Genomic DNA, 16,689 nt, shown 5'->3' on the forward strand with positions numbered 1-16,689 from the left:
CAATCGCCGCGCCTCGCCATCACATAGGAATAACCTACCCATTACAAAGTTATGCCACGGTCCATGCCGCTCCCCTGTACGCGCGGACCGCCCCTGATCGGCAGTTCGAAGAGATCGGTCTGATGATGGCGATGGCGATGACCTCGGCCACGATGCCGGACCCGGCCCCCCGCCTGCTCGACTTCACCGTGCTCGGCCCCGTCCGGGCATGGCGCGACGGGACCCGGCTCGACCTCGGCCCCCTCCGGCAGCAGGCCCTCCTGGCCGCGCTGCTGCTGCGCCCGGACATGACCGTGAGCCAGCGGGAGCTGCTCGACGGCGTCTGGGGCGTCGAGCCCCCGGGCTCGGGAAGCAAGATCGTCCCGGTGTACGTCCACCGGCTGCGCCGCTGCCTCGGCACGCTGGGCGAGGACGCGCACGAGTCCGTGATCGCCCGGGAGCGGGGCGGCTACCGCTTCGTCAGCCGGGGGACGGCGGTCGACGTGATGCGGCTCGACGCGGCCGCGGACGAGGCGGCCGCCGCCCGGAGGTCCGGCGATCCGGCGGCCGCGGCGAGCGCCTGCCTCGATGCCCTCAACCTGTTCCAGGGCGAGCCGCTGGCCGGGCTGCCCGGCCCGTTCGCGGAGGCGGAACGGCTGCGGCTGGAGGAGCGCAGGCTCACCCTCCTGCAGGAGAAGGTCGAATGCCAGTTCGAGCTCGGCAGGTTCGTGGACGCCGTCGGCGAGCTGCACGCCCTGGTCCCCAAGCATCCGCACAGCGAGTCCCTGACGTCGTTGCTGATGCGGGCGCTCTACGGGAGCGGCCGCCAGGCCGACGCGCTGGCCGCGTACTCGCACCTGCGCCACCGGCTCGTGGAGGACCTCGGGGTGGAGCCGGGCGAGCGGCTGCGGCGCGTGCACCAGGCGGTGCTGCGCGGTGACGACGCGACCCTGGACCTCGTGCCGCGCGGCGAGGCGGGGCGCGGGGAACGCGCACGGGTCCCGTCCGCGCGGCGCGTCCCCGACGAGCTGCCCGCCGAGTTCGGGGAGCTGGTCGGACGCCGGGACGAGCTGGCGCTGCTCACCGGCCCCGGCGGGCCCGCGGTGGCGGCGGTGGACGGCGTGGCGGGCGCCGGCAAGACCGCGCTCGCGGTGCACGCCGCGCGGATGCTGCGCCGCGACCACCCGGACGGCTGCCTGTTCGTCGAGCTGCACGGGCACAGCGAACGGCGGGACGCGGTGCCGCCGGAACGCGCCCTGCGCCGGCTGCTGCGGGCGGTCGGCGCCGGGCAGGCGTCGGGCGACCTGGACGAGCTCGCGGCGTCCTGGCGGAGCGCGACCGCCGGGCTGCGCCTGCTGCTGGTCCTCGACGACGCGTCCGGCGCCGACCAGGTGCGCCCGCTGCTCCCCGCGGGGGCGGGCAGCCGGGTGCTGGTCACCAGCCGCCGCCGGCTGGTCGGGCTCGACGTGGACCGCCGGGTCTCGCTGGGGGCGCTGACCCGGCAGGCGGCGGAGTCGCTGCTGGTCCGGATCGTGGGCGCCGAGCGCGCCGCGGCCGAACCTTACGCCGTGCGGGAACTGGCGGCCATGTGCGACCGGCTGCCCCTGGCACTGTGCATCGCGGGCGCGCGCCTCCAGAGCCGCCCCGCCTGGGCGATCGGGCATCTGGCGCGCCGGATGGGCGACGCCCGGCGCCGCCTGGCCGAGCTCACGGCGGAGGACCGCAGCGTGGAGGGAGCGTTCCGGCTCTCCTACGACCGGCTGCCGGCCGCCGAGCGGCGGGCGTTCCGGGCGCTGGGGACGTCACCGGACGAGCTGACCGGTCATCAGGCGCTGGCGGCCGCTCTCGGCTGGGCCGCGCAGGGGGCCGAGCAGGCGCTGGAGAACCTGGTGGACGCGAACCTCGTGCAGCAGCCGGCCGTCCACCAGTACCGGCTGAACGGACTGCTCGCCCTGTTCGCGCGCGGGCTCGCCGCGGAGGAGCCGCAAGTTCCGGGAAAGGCGACTCTGGTCGCCGTCGGGAGCACGCCAGCACACCTTTAGCCGCCGTTCATCGTCCATTTATCCGGCAGCACGCGCCGAGCGGGAGGCAGGGCCGTTCGGCGCGTTTTCGGCATGCCCGCGAGGCGCGATCCGAAATAACAGGAAAGGCGTTCTCGATATTCGCGTGTCATCGTAATTTCAACGGGTCTCACTAGCGTCGCAGGCACGATCGTCGAATTGTCTGGGAGACCGAATGCGAAGTCGGAAGTTCCTCGTCCGAGCCGGCGCGACGGTGGTGGCGGCGGCCGCCACCGTGACGGCGGTGACGGTGGGCGTTCAGGACCAGAAGGCCACGGTCGCCTCGGCGGGCGCCAAGACCGAGGCGGACACCGGTGTGCGAGCGGGCACCGTCCTCCAGGACCGCGTGGCGAAGGTCCGGGCGGAGCAGAAGCTGCCCGGCGTGATCGGAATGGTCCGCAGCGGCAACAACACCCAGTACGCCGCCTCCGGTTACGGCGACATGTTCATGCGCGTGCCGGCCGATCCCAAGGCGAAGTTCCGTATCGCCAGCAACACCAAGGCGTTCGTGGCCACGGTCCTGCTGCAGCTGGAGGCAGAGGGCAAGCTGTCCATGAACGACACGGTGGACCGGTGGCTGCCCGGCCTGGTCGCGGCGAACGGCAACGACGGCCGCAAGATCACGATCCGGCAGCTGCTCAACCACACCAGCGGGCTCCCCGACTACCTCAAGGACCTGCGGATCTCCGGGTCCTATGTCGCCGACATCAACCCCTACAGGCGGTGGGATCCGCGCGCGCTGGTGAAGACCGCCACGTCCGGCAAGTCACTGTCGGCGCCCGGCACCAAGTTCAACTACTCCAACACCAACTACATCCTCGCCGGGTTGATCATCCAGGCCGCGACCGGGCACCACCCGGCCGTCGAGGTGACCAACCGGATCATCAAGCCGCTCGGCCTCACCGACACCACCTTCCCCGAGTCCGACCCCAAGCTGTACGGGAACTGGCTGCACGGCTACTTCACCATCCGGGACATCTCGTTCTCCAACGTCCAGGTGCTCGGCGCGGCGGGCGCCATCGTCTCCACCCAGGAGGACCTCGCCGACTTCACCCGCGCACTCGCGTCCGGCCGCCTGCTTCCCCCCGCGCAGCAGCGGGAGATGCAGCAGGTCGCGTCCCCCGACACGCCCTACGGACTCGGTGTGATCTTCGAGAAGACCCCTTGTGGCACCGCGTGGTCGCACAACGGCGCCGCGATCGGCTACTTCAGCCAGTGGTACACGAGCCCGGACGGCAAACAGCAGGCCGTCGTGGCCACCAACCGCTACAACATGGTCGCCGGTAAAGCCGAGACGGCGGTCATCAAGACGGCCCAGGACGCCTACTGCGCGCTGAAGGGGAAGTGATGAGCTCCGGACAGCACGCCAGAGAGCCGATGTGGCGGCGCCACCGCAAACCGGCCATCGCGGTCGCGGTGGCCGGAGCGGTCGCCGCCGCCGCCGCGGTGCCGCTGCTGAACACCGGCGGGCCGGTCAACGCGGCGCGGACGTCCGAGGCCCTGTCCTGCACCCCGATCAAGTTGATCGTCGTGCCCGGGACCTGGGAGACGACGTCCGCCGCCGATCCCAACACGCCCGTCGGCATGCTCCGGGGCGTCACCGAACCGCTGGAACGGCAGTTCGGCGACCGGATCTCCTCCTACTGGGTCGGCTACAACGCGACCGCGTTCGACCAGGGCAAGACCTACAACGACTCCAAGCAGACCGGGATCGACGCCGCCCGCAAGGCGATGACGGAGATCTCCCGGGACTGCCCCGGCACCCGCTTCGTCGGGCTCGGCTTCAGCCAGGGCGCGGACGTCAACGGCGACATCGCCGCCCAGATCGGGGCCGGGAAGGGACCGGTCCCGGCCGCCTCCTACATCGCGGGCGGCGGCGTGGCCGACCCCGGCAGGGGGACCAAGGGCGAGGTGAACCTCGGCGACCCGCTCCCCGGCACCCGGGGCCTCGCCGGGCCGCGGCCGGGAGGGTTCGGCGAACTGTCCGGACGGGTCGCGAACGTGTGCCTCAAGGGCGACCTGTACTGCGCCCTGCCGGAGGAGAACGAGCTCACCGCCACCCTCGGCACCGTGCTGAGCCGGATCGGCGTCGCCAACCTGCAGGGCTCGGCCGAGCGCGAACTCTCCACCGACCTCGGCACCGTCAACGGCCGGCCGGCCGACCTCACCGCCGTCCCGAGCGGCGTGAAGACGCTGACCGGCCAGGCGCGCGGCAAGGACACCGCCGGCGCGGCCCGCACCGCCGGCGACCTGGCCAAGCTCGTCGGCCCGCTGCAGGCGCTCACCCGCGCGGTCGCCAACCCCGTCCTGGTGAACACGCTGCTGAACTCCCCGCAGGGCTCGCAGAACCAGATCGCGGGGCAGGTGCTCCAGGCGCTGTCCAACACCGACCTGGTGGGGCTCGCCAACGATCTCGACGCGGTGCAGGCCGCCGCCAAGACGGGGGACACGGCCGCGCTCGCGCGGGCGGCGCTCGCCGCCGCCGCCAAGGCCGCGCCGCTGACCGGGCTGCCCGGCGACCAGGTCGCCAAGGTCACCAAGGTCATCCAGGGGCTGCAGCCCGTCGCGCTGCTGGCCCAGGCGAGCAACGTCATCGGCGGGATCAGCCGGATCGACTACCGCGGCATCCAGCGCGCGGCGCAGGCCGTCCCGGTGTACGCCCAGCGGGGCGACACGCGCGGCCTCTACCGCTCCCTGGTCGCGATCGAGGACCGGCTGATGCCGCTGGCCGAGACGGCCAACCGGGTCGACCTCACCCCCCTCGCCGCGCTGCTGGCGATGTGGCCGCCCGGCTCCCCCGAGCGCGCCGTCGGCGAGGCCCTGGCGATCCTCGACCGCGTCGACTGGGTCCGGATCACCCGCGACCTGCGCGCCATCCAGAACAAGCTGGACGACTTCGACCCGAAGCACCCCCCGACCATCGACCCGGCGAACCCGGTCAAGTCGCTCAACGCCTTCTACGGCGTCGACCTGCTCTCCCTCGTCCCCCAGATCACCGACCTGACCGAGCACGGCCTGGACGTCGCCGGCGTCCCGCTGCCCAAGGGCACCCTGAACGGGCTGCTGAAGACCAAGCTCAACCCGAGCAACCTGGTCAAGGAGGGCGTCGACGCGGCGGTCTTCTACGGCACGCGGCGGCACGTGATGTACGGCAGCGAGCCCGTGGACGACAGCGGGCGCCCCGCGCTTGAGGTCCTGGAGACCTGGCTCGCCCAGCGGATCGAGACCGCCTGATCCCCATCGTTCGCATCGAGACACCGGTCGCCGGCAGGTCGGGGAGCACCCGGCCTGCCGGCGACGTCGTGGCAAGAAGAAACCGCCCGCGAACGGGCGGTTGCCTCGTCTGCGGGCGGCCCGGCCGCGCCGGGCGCCGTCCGCTGACGGCGCCCGGTCCCGGCTCAGGAGAGCATGTTCACCTTGTACTGCATGATCCGGTAGTTCTTCGGGTCGTACCACTGGCTGACGATGATGTGGAAGTTGCCGAACGTCGAGCCGGGGACGACGAAGCCGCCGTAGGGGCTGGCGACGAGGTTGGCCGTCTGCGCCCCGGGAGCGGACGGCACGATCACCGTCTGCTCCAGCGTCTTGGTCAGGTCCGCGGTCGGGAGCGGGAAGACCATCGCCCGGATCGACAGCGCGCCCATGTTCAGCCAGGTGAGGACGTACTTGCCGTCCATGGCGCGGAAGCAGATCTCGCCCCACTTGCGGACGCCGAACACCGTCGTCGGGGGCGCACCCCAGCGCCAGTCGCCGTCCGCGTAACCCCACGGCTCGTAGGCGCCCGGGTCGCCGAGCCGCTCCTTGCGGACCCGGTGGAGCAGCATCCCCGAGTCCCTGTCGCGGTTGAAGACCGTCGACAGGACGTAGCACCACCCGTCGTCGGCCACCGCGTAGGTCTTCTGCTGGAACTGGCCGCCGTGCATGTCACCCGGCCACTGGCACAGGTACTCCCAGGTCTCGCCGTTGTCGGTGGAGCGCCAGAAGTCGGTGTGGTGGGTGTCGAAGATGACGCCCCGCATGAGGTGCATGTACATGACGCCGTCCACGACGAACGCGTCGGACGGGATCGCCGTCGTGGCCCTGTTGGGGCCGGCCGGGTTGTGCGGCTCGTCGACCAAGGCCCTGGCGTGGCCTCCGCCGACGCTTCCGTCGATGCGCAGGTTGTTCACGTCGCCGTTGCTGGAGCGCAGGCCGACCGGGGCGCGCCAGTCGTCGGCGGGCTCGCCCGGGTTCGGCACGTGGTCGCCGTTGAAGGTGTCGCCGCAGACGAAGAGCATGGTGCCGTCCGGGCACCGCACGGGAATGCCGAGGTCGGTCCACGGGGAGGCGAACGGGCCGGTCTCCGCCGGGCCGCTCAGGTCCTTCACCTTGACCGCGAGGGTGGGGCTGGACGGGTCGCCCGGCCCGCCGGCCGTCCGCACCGTCGCCTGCCGGCCGTCCTGGCTGAACCCGACCCATCCCGCGCCGACGGCCCCCGCGCCGAGTGCCACACCGGCACCCACCCTGAGGAGCTTGCGGCGGGAGAGACCGCTGTTGGCCGTGCCCTTGTCGTCCGATGGACGTGTCATCTGGCGATGCCTTTCAGGTCGACTCTCGTGCACTGGAGATGCCCTTGGCGCCGCAGCCCTTGGCGAGGATCGGCAGATCCCGGTCGTCCGGCGACAAGCTCAGAAGAACATCAGTGTCTGTTTTACCGCAAAAGTGGGAAGAGTCGCCAGAGAATCACGATCTGTGATCCGATTCCGCGGTCCGCGCGGCCACGCGGCGGCCATGCCGACACGAGACGGACCGCGTGTTCGACGTGGCGGTCCGGCGGATCAGCGCGGGCGTCACTCCAGATTCAGGTCCCGGGGGACGTCGTCGGGGGTGAGGTCGGGCCTCAGTCGGACGAAGCGGGCGGCGTGCCGCCAGCGGCCGTGCTCCATGGCGGCGTCGACGCTGATCTCCACGACGGTGTCCGGGGTGACGCGGGTGTAGTGGATCTGGTCCCCGGTGGCGGGGAGGCCGCCGGCCCAGCCCGCGGGCAGGGGGCTCGGCCAGGGGTGGTCCGGGCCCGCCGGGGAGAGGGCGCCGGTCAGGGCCGTGCGGGCCGGGGGCGTGAGCGGTGGGGTGCGGGCGACCACCCGGAGGGCGCCGGCGGTCGTGTACCTGCCCAGCAGCAGCGCCTCCGGCTGTTCGAGGGCGCCGGTCACTCCGCCGATGAGCGCCTCGGTCGTGGTGCGGTGCCTCACCTTCCACCAGCCGCGCTTCCCCTCCCTGTAGGGGGCGCCCGCGGCCTTCACGACCAGGCCCTCGATGCCCTGCGCGACGAGGATCTCGAACCACAGCCGGGCCTCGCCCGCGTCGCGGAGCTGCGGGCAGAGGACGACGCGGGACGTTCCGGGAAGGTCGCGCAGGAGGCGCTCCAGCTCGGTGCGGCGGGAGGAGAGGGGGACGGGGCGGTAGTCCGTTCCGCCGGCCTCCAGGACGTCGAAGACGACGTAGTGGCACGGCTCGGCGATCGGGGAGCCGGTGCGGCGCGTGACATGGCGGCGTTGCAGGGCGGAGAAGTCCAGGCGGCCGTCGCCTCCCCAACGGACGATCTCGCCGTCCACGACCGTCCCGGGCGGGAGGGTCGCGGAGACGGCCGAGACGATTTCGGGGAAGGCCGCGTCCAGGCGCTTCAGGCGGCGCGACCAGAGCCGGACCTCGCCGTCCTCGCCCACGCGGGCGACGCAGCGGAACCCGTCGAACTTGGGTTCGTAGCGGCAGCCGCCCGAGCAGGCCTTCTCCTGGGGAATGCGGTCGATGGCGGTCGCGGCCATGGGGGCGACGGGTCCTCGGATGCGCACCGCCTCCACCCCCGATCGCGGCTCGTGTCCGGCCGGTACCCCGCCGGTGGCGTGGCGAGTGCCCTTCCGTGCGGGTTTGGGCAGTTCATTGCCTCCGGCCGGCATCGCCGAGAGACCTGTTCCGGCGGAGGCGGGCGAGCGGTAACGTTCCAGACGATCTCGGCGCTCAATGATTACCGGGGTCGGTCTTCGAACGGGGAAGCATGCACAAGCGCACAGTGATCGGGACGTCGCTCGCCGCCGTGGCGGTGGCCGGGACGGTGGTCTGGACGGTCTCCTCGACCTCGACCTCGACCGCGACGACGGCGTCCGCGACCAGGCCGGGGCCCGGACGGGTCCACGCCCGCCCGCTGGCGGACATCGCCGCCGCGGCCGCCGCGGGCCGGAAGGTCAGGGGGCTGCCCGCCGCGGAGACCGAGCCGTTCAGCCTCGTCGGCGTCACCTGGGACAAGCCGCGCGAGGAGCTCAAGGGGACCGTCCGGCTCCGCACGCGGGACGCGAAGACCGGTCGCTGGTCGGGGTGGCGCGACCTGGAGCCGGAGCTCGCCGACGCCCCCGACCGGGGCGGGCGCGGCGGGACGAACGGGCTGTGGGTCGGCCCGTCCAACGGCGTCGACGTGCGCGTGACCGGGCAGGGCCGGACGCTGCCGGAGGGCCTGCGCGTCGACCTGGTCGACCCGGGCGCCTCCGCCGCCGCGCCGGCCGCGCCGACCCCGCGGGCGGCGGGACCGGACGGCGGCACCGGGATGAAGCTGGTGGCGGCGACCACGCCCCTCGCGGGGCCCGTCACCGCCCCGAAGCCCGCCATCGTCGCGCGGGCCGGGTGGGGCGCGGACGAGTCCATCGTCCGGAACCCGCCGACCTACGACGCCTCGGTCAGGGCCGCGTTCGTCCACCACAGCGACACGGGCAACGGGTACTCCTGCACCGAGTCGCCGGCGGTGATCCGGTCGGTGTTCCTGTACCACGTGCAGAGCCAGGGCTGGGACGACATCGGCTACAACTTCCTCGTGGACAAGTGCGGCACGATCTTCGAGGGGCGGGCCGGGGGCGCCGACCGCCCCGTCCACGGCGCGCACACCTACGGGTTCAACACCGACACCACCGGGATCGTCGTCCTCGGCACCTACACGGCCGCGGACGACCCGGACACTCCCGGCGTCGCGCCGACCAAGGCCGCCCTGGACGGCGTCGCGAAGATCGCCGCGTGGAAGCTCGGGCTGACCGGGGTCGACCCCACGGCGAAGACGACGCTGACGTCGGCCGCCCCCGACGGGACGGGCGGGAAGTACCCCTACGGGCAGCAGGTCACGTTCAACACGATCTCCGGGCACCGCGACGGGTTCGCGACCGCGTGCCCCGGCGCGCAGCTCTACTCCGCGCTCCCCGCCGTCCGGACGGCCGCCAAGCAGATCACCGTCCCGGCCCTGGCCGCCACCGTGACCGGCGCCGGCGCCGCGGGCGGCCGCTACTACACCAAGAGCACGGCCACGGTGAACTGGACGCCGGCCGACGGCGCGGCCTACACCGTCAGCGTGGACGGCGCGACGGCCGCGACGCCCGCGGCGGGGGCCTCCTCCGCCACGGTGACCCTCGCGCCCGGGACGCACTCCGTCCAGTTGCACGCCGTCTTCTCCGACGGGACGACCTCGGCGTCGCCCGTGTTCACGGTCGTCGCGGACACGACGCGGCCCGTCATCTCGTCCCAGGCGCTCTCGCTGCGCAAGGCGACCGTCAACAGCGGCGCGTGGCCCGTCTCGCTCACCTGGAAGGCCACTGACAACGGCTACCTCAGCTCGCTGAAGGCCACGTCGCCCGCGGCCAAGACCTTCGCCGCCGGCACGACGCAGTGGGCCGCGGTCGCCAAGCCGTCCACGACCCAGACCTGGACGCTGGCCGCCGCGGACGCCGCGGGCAACGCCGGAACCTCCAGCCTGAGCCGCTACGCCGGCGGCCAGACCGAGGGCGCCGCGCGCCGCACCGGCACGTGGGGCGTCAGCACGACCAAGTCCTACCTCGGCGGGCGCGGCCTCTACAGCAAGTACCGGGGGGCCAGCGCGAGCTGGACGTTCACCGGCCGCACCGCGGGCCTGATCTTCAAGCGGGCCTCCAACCTCGGCGCCGTGTACGTCTACGTGGACGGCGCCAAGGTCGGCACGCTGGACACCCGGGCCTCGGCCACGGCCTACCGCCAGCTGATGTGGACGCGTACCTGGAGCACCAGCGGCAAGCACACGATCAAGATCGTCGTGGCGGGCACCTCGGGCCGCCCGATGGTCGGCATCGACGGCCTCGCCTACCTCCGCTGACCCCGGCGGGTCGGCCCCGGCCCGGCGGGTCGGCCCCGGCCCGGCGGGTCGGGGCCGACCTAGAGTGTGAGGGGTGACGGACGGGTCGTGGCGTGACCGGATGATCGCGGAGTGCCTGGCGAAGCCGGGCGCGGTGGAGGACTATCCCTTCGGGGACGAGGTGGCCGTGTTCAAGGTCGCCGGACGGATGTTCGCCCTGGTGCCGCTCGGCGCCTCCCCGCCGAGCGTCAGCCTCAAGTGCGACCCGGGCCTGGCCGAGGAGCTCCGGGCCCGGTACGCCGCGGTCACGCCCGGCTACCACCTCGACAAGCGCCACTGGAACACCGTCGTGCTCGACGGCTCCGTGCCCGGCGAGGAGGTGCGGGAGCTGGTCGACCACTCCTACGACCTCGTGGTCGCCAAGCTCACCCGCGCCCAGCGCTCCCGCCTCTGAGCCACGTCCCGCTCCCGCTTGCGACCGGTCTTTAGCGGGCTGGGGCTTTTCAAGCGCCGAAGTCCGGTTCCTTGTTGATCTGTTCCCTTATCTCCTTTTAGCCGACTTTCGGTAAAAATATCCCACTGAACGTCGGCTCATGTTGCCAATTCCCGTCAGCCGTGTACGGTGTTCCCCGCGGCGATCAAGAGACGCCGCGCGACAAACGAAACGAGAAGGAAAAGACCATGTCCAAGATCTGGACTCCGGGCGCGGGCGCGCCCGGTTTCGACCCCCGTGCCCTCAGGCGCGGGGTCGACGAGTACCTCCGCCGGAGCGAGCAGGAGCTGATCGGCATCCGGCGCGACCTCCACGCGCACCCGGAGCTGGCGTTCCAGGAGTTCCGCACGACCCAGGTCATCGTCGACTTCCTGACGGCGATCGGCCTTCGGCCGCGGGTCCTGCCCGACGGTACCGGCGTCATCTGCGACATCCACGGGGGCGACGGTCCGATGATCGCGCTGCGCGCGGACATCGACGCGCTCCCCCAGCTCGACACCAAGCGCGTCTCCTACCGCTCGACGGTGAAGGGACGGGCGCACAACTGCGGTCACGACGTGCACACCACCGTGGTGCTGGGCGTGGGTGGCCTCCTGGCGCTGCTGGCCGAGGCCGGCTGGCTTCGCGGCACGGTCAGGCTCATCTTCCAGCCCGCCGAGGAGTTCCCCGGCGGTGCGCGGAAGGTGATCGGGGCCGAGGGTCTGGACGGAGTGCGGCGCATCTTCGCGCTGCACTGCGACCCGGCGGAGGAGGTCGGACACCTCGGTCTGCGGACCGGGGCGATCACGGCGTCCTACGACAAGATCCTCATCAAGGCCACGGGGCCGGGCGGGCACACCGCACGGCCGCACCTGACCTCCAGCCCGATCAGGGCACTGGCGGCCATGGTGAGCGAGTTGCCGGCGGCGCTGTCCCAGCGGTTCGACGCGCGTTCCGGCCACAGGCTGGAATGGGGTCGCTTCGAATCGGGCCTGACGGCGAACGCGATCCCCCCCGGGGGAGAGCTCGAGGGGACGCTGCGCTGCCTGGACCCGCGGGACCGGCGGTCGGCGCTCGACGAGCTGCCGGGGCTGGTCGGCCTGCTCGCCGCGCTCCACAAGGTCGAGGCGGAGCTGAACACCGCGATCGGCCTGCCGCCCACGGTGAACGAGGCGACGAGTGTGGAGATCTTCCGGCACGCCGGTGGTCTGGCGCTCGGCGAGCACATGGTCGGCTCCACCGGGCAGAGCATGGGCGGGGAGGACTACTCCCTCTACCTCGAACAGGTCGACGGCGCCCTCGCGCGCTTCGGCGTGCGCACGCCCGGCACACCGAAGTACGACCTGCACCAGAGCGGTTTCGACGTCGACGAGCGCTGCATCCCGCTCGGCGTCGACCTGATGGTGCACACGGCGCTGACGGCTCTGGACCACGCGCGGTCTGAGGCCTGACGCACCGATCAGCCGTGACCGGCCATAGGCCGGTCACGGTGAGAGGGGCCCGGCTCATGCCGGGCCCCTTCTCGTTCCCGCCGCGAATTTCTTCACGGAGGAGCGATGAGTCGGCGGGTTCCCCGCGGTACACACCTCGACCGATCGGAATCGAGAAGGGGATCACGCGATGAACAGCGACGAGACGGCCGTCCGCGAGGTGTTCGAGCGGCTGTACGAGGCATGGGGCGACGGCGACGCCGACGCGTTCGCCGACCTCTACGCCGAGGACGCGACCGTGGTGATGCCCGGGGTGTTCAACCAGGGCCGCGAGGCCGTGCGCGCCCACATGGCGGCCGCGTTCGACGGGCCGCTCAAGGGCTCCCGGGGAGTGGACGAGCCGCGGGACGTCCGCGTGCACGGCGACACCGCGATCGTCGTCAGCAGGGCCGGCGCCATCATGGCCGGGGAGCGGGAGTTCCCGCCCGAACGCGAGCGCGTCGCCACCTGGGTCCTGTCGCGGCGGGACGGGCGGTGGCTCGTCGCCGCCTACGCCAACGCGCCCGCCCGCTGACAGGAGGACCGCCGTGGACGAGGATCTCGACTCCTACCGGCGCGAGCTGCTGGTGCACTGCTACCGGATGGTCGGCTCGGTGCACGAGGCGGAGGACCTCGTCCAGGAGACGATGCTGCGCGCGTGGCGGTCCCGGGACCGCTACGAGCCGCGCCTGGCCTCCGTCCGCACCTGGCTCTACAAGATCGCGACGAACGTGTGCCTGACGGCGCTGCGGGGGCGGGCCCGGCGCCCGCTCCCGTCCGGGCTCGGCGCGCCGAGCGGCGACCCGGACGCGCCGCTGACCCCGGAGTTCGAGGTGCCGTGGTTGCAGCCGTTCCCGGACGCGCTGCTGGACGACCCGGCGGCGCGGATCGCGCGGCGCGGCAGCCTGCGGCTGGCGCTGGTCGCGGCGATGCAGACGTTGCCGCCCCGGCAGCGCGCCGTGCTGATCCTGCGGGACGTCCTGGAGTTCGGCGCGGCCGAGACGGCGGAGCTGCTGGAGACGTCCCCGGCCGCGGTGAACAGCGCCCTGCAGCGTGCGCGGGCGGGCCTGTCCGGCGTCGCTGCGGAGGACGAGATCGCCGAGCCGGACGACGCGGAGGTCGGCGCGATACTCGACCGCTACGTGCGCTCGTTCGAGGCGGCCGACGTCGACGGCCTGGTGGCGCTGCTGACCGCCGACGCCGTCATGGAGATGCCGCCCGTGCCGCTCTGGTACCGCGGGCGGCGCGACTACGGGCTGTTCATGGCGCGGGTGTTCGCGATGGGCGGCACGGACTGGCGGATGGCGCGGACGTCCGCGAACGGGCAGCCGGCCCTCGTCGCGTACCGGCGGTCCGAGGGCGCCTACCGGCTGCACACGCTCCAGGTCTTCAGCGTGACGCCGGGGGGTGTGGCCCGCAACGTCGTCTTCCACGACGCCCGGGTGTTCGCCGCGTTCGATCTGCCGGAGATATTCGCCGGATGATGTCGATTCCGGCGCGGCGGCTTCGACCTCCTTTCGAGAAGCCCTGAAAGGAGCACGTCATGGACATCGCCCAGACCCTCACCGGCGGCGGCCGCCCGATCTGGCTGACCGGGACCGCCGCGGCGCTCGCGGGATCGGTCGCCACCGAACTGTTCGGCCTGGCCGCCCGCGCGGCCGGCGTCCCGATGGAGGCCGGCGGCGTCGGCGCCGACGCCACCGAGCCGATCATGGTGGGCATGTTCGCCATGGGGACGGTCATCTGCACGTTCTGGGGGACGGTCCTCGCGATGCTCCTCGCGCGGTTCGCCGGGAACCCGTCCCGGACGTTCACGTGGGCGGCGGTGGCGCTGACGGTCCTGTCGCTCACCTCGCCCGTCGCCGCGGGCGCCACGGCGACCTCGACGAAGGCGATGCTGTGCGCCGCGCACGTCCTGGCCGCGGCGATCATCATCCCGATGTTCGCCCGCCGCCTCTCCGCCTCCGGCGGACGAGTCACCGCCTCCGGGGACTGAGTCACCGCCGGCGCGCCGCGCGCTCCGCGGCGGCGTGCCACCAGGCGGGCGGCGAGGGACCGGCGACCCGGGACGTCGGCTGGTCGGGGTGCAGACCGAGACGCCGCAGGGCGTCGGCCCGCACCTGGACGCTGTACCAGCCGCGCACCCGCCCGTCCGGGTCCCGCCCGCAGGCGAGCCCTATCGTGACCTCGTCGTTCTCGAACGGCATCCAGTCGATGCCGCGGTCACGCAGTCAAGCCAGGAGCGCGGCGGCGGGCCGCCGGCAGCCCCGGACGTTCTCGTACGTGACGACGGTGATCCACGCGTTCATGCGCCCATCATGCCCCGGCGGACCGGATGCGGTCGAGGACGGGCAGCGGGAACAGGTCGTAGGCGTAGTGGTCGACCGCGTCGGCGCCGGAGGCGCGGGCGGCGGCGATCTTGGCGGACAGGTGGCCGGCCGAGGTCGTGCCGGGGTGGCCGGGGCGCAGGACGGCGTGGAGCACGGTGTCCGGCCCGAGGGCGGCGCGGTAGGCGGCCACGTCCTCGCCCACGCGGGCGGTGTCGTGGGCGTAGCAGAGGGTCGCGTAGGACGGGACGACCGAGCCCCGAGCGCCGCGGGATCCACGCCGATCCGCCAGGCGGAGGCGGCGGCCGGAGCACCGGTGGGACGTCCGTCCGCATACCCGAGGACGGCGCCCGTGAGGTCGAGGAACGTCAACCGGGAGCCCTCGGCGGCGACGGCCGCGGCGACCTCCGCGGCCAGCGACGACACGATCGGCGAGCGGGCGCGGGCGTACTCGGTGAGGACGCCTGGCAGGTCCACGCGGCGTCGGCGCCGCGCAGTTCCTCTGCCATGGCGAAGAGGGACGAGTCCATCAACTCTTCTTGTAGGCGACGAAGTCGATCTCGACGAGGATGTTCATCAGCTGCGAGCCCACGGTGGTGCGCACCGGGTAGGGCCTGGTGAAGTGCTCCCGGTAGACCTCGTCGTAGGCGGCGAAGTCGCGGTGGAGGTCCTGGAGGTGGACGGTCGACTTCACCACGTCGTCCAGGCCGAGCCCGTGCTCGCGCAGGATCGCGGCCAGGTTGGCGAGGGTCTGCCGGGTCTGCGTGGCGACGTCCGTGCCGACGATCTCGCCGGTCTTCGGGTCGAGCGGACCCATCCCGGACGTGTACACGAAGTCGCCGACCACGAGGCCCTGCGAGTAGGTGCCGACCGGCGGGGCCGAGTCCGCGCTGCGAATCTCACGCTTGCTCATATCTGTCTCCTCATCTGGTGACGCCGCTCATCGGGTGACGTCGTTCTCCGCGGTTTTCAAGAGTTCCAGATCGGCGCGGCTGGGCAGGCCCTCCCAGTCGCCGCGGACGGTGACCGCGGAGGCGCCCGCGGCCGCGGCGGTGGCCAGGCGCGCGGCGACGGGCAGGCCGCGGACGAACTCGGCGAGGTACCCGGCGGCGAACGCGTCCCCGGCGCCGACCGGGTCCACGACGGGGACCCGGTGGGCGGGCCGGACGAGCAGCCGCCCCTCGCAGAACGCGACCGCCCCGGCGGCGCCCCGCTTGACGAGGACGTCGCGGGGGCCGAGCGCGGCCAGGGCGGCGGCGAGCGCGGCCGGGTCGTCGCCGGGCACGACGAGGCGGGCCTCCTGCTCGGTCGCGAACACCAGGTCGGCGCGCTTGACCAGGGTGTGCAGGCATTCGCCGGCCTCGGCGGGCGTCCACAGCGCCGACCGGTAGTTGAGGTCGAGGGAGACGGGGACGCCGGCGTCCCGCGCGGTCTCTACGGCGTCGTCCAGGGCCTGCCGGGCGGTGTCGCTGATGGCGGCGGTGATGCCGGTGACGTGCAGGACGCGCGCGGTCCGGATCAGGTCGTGCGGGACGTCGGACGGCCGCAGCCAGGAGCCCGCGCTGCCCGTCCGGTAGTACTGGACGCGGGTGAGCGTGCCCGAGCGGCGCTCCTTGAACAGCAGCGCGGTGGGCGCGGCGCCGTCCACGACCGTGTGGCCGAGACGGACGCCCTCCCCGGCGAGCGCGGTGGTGATCAGCCGGCCGAACTCGTCGTCGCCGACGCGGCCGAACCAGGCGGCGCTGCCGCCGAGCCGCGCCAGCCCGATCGCCGTGTTCGACTCGGCGCCGCCGATGCCGAGGTCGAGCGAGCGGGCGTGCCGCATCGGGCCGACGGCGGGGTTCTCCAGCCGCGCCATGGTCTCGCCGAACGTGACGAGGTCGGCGCTCATCGGGCGGCCTCCCCCGGGGCCGCCGCGGCGGGCAGCGCCCGCGCCCGGCCGGCCAGCGCGGTGAGGGAGCCCCCGTCGAGGGCGTCGCCGATGAGGGAGCCTCCGGCGCCGACCGCGATCGCGCCGGCCGCGATGTACCCGGCGGCGGTGTCCGGGCCGATGCCGCCCGTCGGCAGCAGCCGGACGTCCCGGAACGGCTCGGCGAGGTCGCGCAGGTAGCGCGGCCCGAACGCGTTCGCCGGGAAGATCTTCACGGCGGCGGCGCCGAGGTCCCAGGCGCGCGCGACCTCGTTCGGGGTGAGGGCGCCCGCCTCCGCGCGGGTGCGGACCGTCCCGGTCAGCGCGGGTCCCGGCGCCAGGCGGGGGATCATG

At 73.1% G+C, this 16,689-nt stretch carries 16 protein-coding genes; 9 read left to right on the plus strand and 7 right to left on the minus strand.

The genetic code is table 11. The features are described 5' to 3' along the window. The first annotated feature begins 131 nt into the window (after positions 1-131). The 3 genes from ACQEU6_RS28280 to ACQEU6_RS28290 all read left to right on the plus strand — a co-directional run bounded on the left by ACQEU6_RS28280 (position 132) and on the right by ACQEU6_RS28290 (position 5,273). On the plus strand, positions 132-2,021 hold the full coding sequence (locus ACQEU6_RS28280; RefSeq protein ID WP_499336089.1) for an AfsR/SARP family transcriptional regulator: 1,890 nt from the start codon (positions 132-134) through the stop codon (positions 2,019-2,021). 193 nt (positions 2,022-2,214) lie between these two features. Next, positions 2,215-3,387: a serine hydrolase domain-containing protein gene (locus ACQEU6_RS28285; RefSeq protein ID WP_499336090.1), complete on the plus strand. Its 1,173-nt coding sequence runs from the start codon at positions 2,215-2,217 to the stop codon at positions 3,385-3,387. After that, positions 3,387-5,273 (plus strand): cutinase family protein, encoded by a 1,887-nt coding sequence (locus tag ACQEU6_RS28290; protein WP_499336091.1) that lies wholly within the window; start codon positions 3,387-3,389, stop codon positions 5,271-5,273. Before ACQEU6_RS28285 ends, ACQEU6_RS28290 begins: the two co-directional genes overlap by 1 nt. A 164-nt stretch (positions 5,274-5,437) precedes the next feature. On the opposite strand, the gene ACQEU6_RS28295 is transcribed toward ACQEU6_RS28290, so the two are convergent. Both ACQEU6_RS28295 and ACQEU6_RS28300 read right to left on the minus strand, forming a co-directional pair. Next, positions 5,438-6,607, minus strand: coding sequence for a DUF4185 domain-containing protein (locus ACQEU6_RS28295; RefSeq protein WP_499336092.1), 1,170 nt, complete (start codon positions 6,605-6,607; stop codon positions 5,438-5,440). Between the two features lie 261 nt (positions 6,608-6,868). Next, entirely contained in the window at positions 6,869-7,870 is a 1,002-nt protein-coding gene (locus ACQEU6_RS28300; protein ID WP_499336093.1) for an ATP-dependent DNA ligase, read from the minus strand. Between the two features lie 203 nt (positions 7,871-8,073). Between ACQEU6_RS28300 and ACQEU6_RS28305 the strand changes: the two genes are divergently transcribed. From ACQEU6_RS28305 to ACQEU6_RS28330, 6 genes are all read left to right on the plus strand, one after another. Beyond that, positions 8,074-10,179 carry a peptidoglycan recognition protein family protein gene (locus tag ACQEU6_RS28305; RefSeq protein ID WP_499336094.1) on the plus strand — a complete coding sequence of 702 codons (2,106 nt, stop codon included), beginning with the start codon at positions 8,074-8,076 and terminating at the stop codon, positions 10,177-10,179. Positions 10,180-10,252: 73 nt separating this feature from the next. Continuing rightward, positions 10,253-10,612 carry an MmcQ/YjbR family DNA-binding protein gene (locus ACQEU6_RS28310; protein ID WP_499336095.1) on the plus strand — a complete coding sequence of 120 codons (360 nt, stop codon included), beginning with the start codon at positions 10,253-10,255 and terminating at the stop codon, positions 10,610-10,612. 227 nt (positions 10,613-10,839) lie between these two features. Next, entirely contained in the window at positions 10,840-12,081 is a 1,242-nt protein-coding gene (locus ACQEU6_RS28315) for an amidohydrolase (RefSeq protein WP_499336096.1), read from the plus strand. 169 nt (positions 12,082-12,250) lie between these two features. Then, the gene (locus ACQEU6_RS28320; protein WP_499336097.1) at positions 12,251-12,634 is read left to right on the plus strand and encodes an SgcJ/EcaC family oxidoreductase; all 384 of its coding nucleotides are present in this window, start codon (positions 12,251-12,253) and stop codon (positions 12,632-12,634) included. Between the two features lie 13 nt (positions 12,635-12,647). Beyond that, positions 12,648-13,583 (plus strand): sigma-70 family RNA polymerase sigma factor, encoded by a 936-nt coding sequence (locus ACQEU6_RS28325; protein WP_499336098.1) that lies wholly within the window; start codon positions 12,648-12,650, stop codon positions 13,581-13,583. A 59-nt stretch (positions 13,584-13,642) separates the two neighbouring features. After that, entirely contained in the window at positions 13,643-14,095 is a 453-nt protein-coding gene (locus tag ACQEU6_RS28330) for a DUF6069 family protein (protein ID WP_499336099.1), read from the plus strand. A 1-nt stretch (position 14,096) separates the two neighbouring features. Here ACQEU6_RS28330 and ACQEU6_RS28335 read toward each other — a convergent pair whose 3' ends face one another. From ACQEU6_RS28335 to ACQEU6_RS28355, 5 genes are all read right to left on the minus strand, one after another. After that, the gene (locus ACQEU6_RS28335; RefSeq protein ID WP_499336100.1) at positions 14,097-14,306 is read right to left on the minus strand and encodes a hypothetical protein; all 210 of its coding nucleotides are present in this window, start codon (positions 14,304-14,306) and stop codon (positions 14,097-14,099) included. 109 nt (positions 14,307-14,415) lie between these two features. Next, entirely contained in the window at positions 14,416-14,631 is a 216-nt protein-coding gene (locus tag ACQEU6_RS28340) for a hypothetical protein (protein ID WP_499336101.1), read from the minus strand. A gap of 324 nt (positions 14,632-14,955) precedes the next feature. Continuing rightward, positions 14,956-15,339 (minus strand): RidA family protein, encoded by a 384-nt coding sequence (locus ACQEU6_RS28345; protein WP_499336102.1) that lies wholly within the window; start codon positions 15,337-15,339, stop codon positions 14,956-14,958. A 27-nt stretch (positions 15,340-15,366) separates the two neighbouring features. Further along, positions 15,367-16,317: a sugar kinase gene (locus ACQEU6_RS28350; RefSeq protein WP_499336103.1), complete on the minus strand. Its 951-nt coding sequence runs from the start codon at positions 16,315-16,317 to the stop codon at positions 15,367-15,369. Beyond that, positions 16,314-16,688 (minus strand): hypothetical protein, encoded by a 375-nt coding sequence (locus ACQEU6_RS28355; RefSeq protein WP_499336104.1) that lies wholly within the window; start codon positions 16,686-16,688, stop codon positions 16,314-16,316. Before ACQEU6_RS28355 ends, ACQEU6_RS28350 begins: the two co-directional genes overlap by 4 nt. Between the last annotated feature and the right edge of the window lies 1 nt (position 16,689).

The sequence above is a fragment of the Spirillospora sp. CA-108201 genome, assembly GCF_050936235.1.
Classification (GTDB): Bacteria; Actinomycetota; Actinomycetes; order Streptosporangiales; family Streptosporangiaceae; genus Spirillospora.

Excerpts from the sequence above, each read along its gene's own strand:
- ACQEU6_RS28355 (WP_499336104.1), bottom strand. The coding sequence starts at position 16,688 with ATGATCCCCCGCCTGGCGCCGGGACCCGCGCTGACCGGGACGGTCCGC.
- ACQEU6_RS28290 (WP_499336091.1), top strand. The coding sequence starts at position 3,387 with ATGAGCTCCGGACAGCACGCCAGAGAGCCGATGTGGCGGCGCCACCGC.
- ACQEU6_RS28295 (WP_499336092.1), bottom strand. The coding sequence starts at position 6,607 with ATGACACGTCCATCGGACGACAAGGGCACGGCCAACAGCGGTCTCTCC.
- ACQEU6_RS28285 (WP_499336090.1), top strand. The coding sequence starts at position 2,215 with ATGCGAAGTCGGAAGTTCCTCGTCCGAGCCGGCGCGACGGTGGTGGCG.
- ACQEU6_RS28350 (WP_499336103.1), bottom strand. The coding sequence starts at position 16,317 with ATGAGCGCCGACCTCGTCACGTTCGGCGAGACCATGGCGCGGCTGGAG.
- ACQEU6_RS28345 (WP_499336102.1), bottom strand. The coding sequence starts at position 15,339 with ATGAGCAAGCGTGAGATTCGCAGCGCGGACTCGGCCCCGCCGGTCGGC.
- ACQEU6_RS28320 (WP_499336097.1), top strand. The coding sequence starts at position 12,251 with ATGAACAGCGACGAGACGGCCGTCCGCGAGGTGTTCGAGCGGCTGTAC.
- ACQEU6_RS28330 (WP_499336099.1), top strand. The coding sequence starts at position 13,643 with ATGGACATCGCCCAGACCCTCACCGGCGGCGGCCGCCCGATCTGGCTG.
- ACQEU6_RS28280 (WP_499336089.1), top strand. The coding sequence starts at position 132 with ATGGCGATGACCTCGGCCACGATGCCGGACCCGGCCCCCCGCCTGCTC.
- ACQEU6_RS28315 (WP_499336096.1), top strand. The coding sequence starts at position 10,840 with ATGTCCAAGATCTGGACTCCGGGCGCGGGCGCGCCCGGTTTCGACCCC.
- ACQEU6_RS28335 (WP_499336100.1), bottom strand. The coding sequence starts at position 14,306 with ATGCCGTTCGAGAACGACGAGGTCACGATAGGGCTCGCCTGCGGGCGG.
- ACQEU6_RS28305 (WP_499336094.1), top strand. The coding sequence starts at position 8,074 with ATGCACAAGCGCACAGTGATCGGGACGTCGCTCGCCGCCGTGGCGGTG.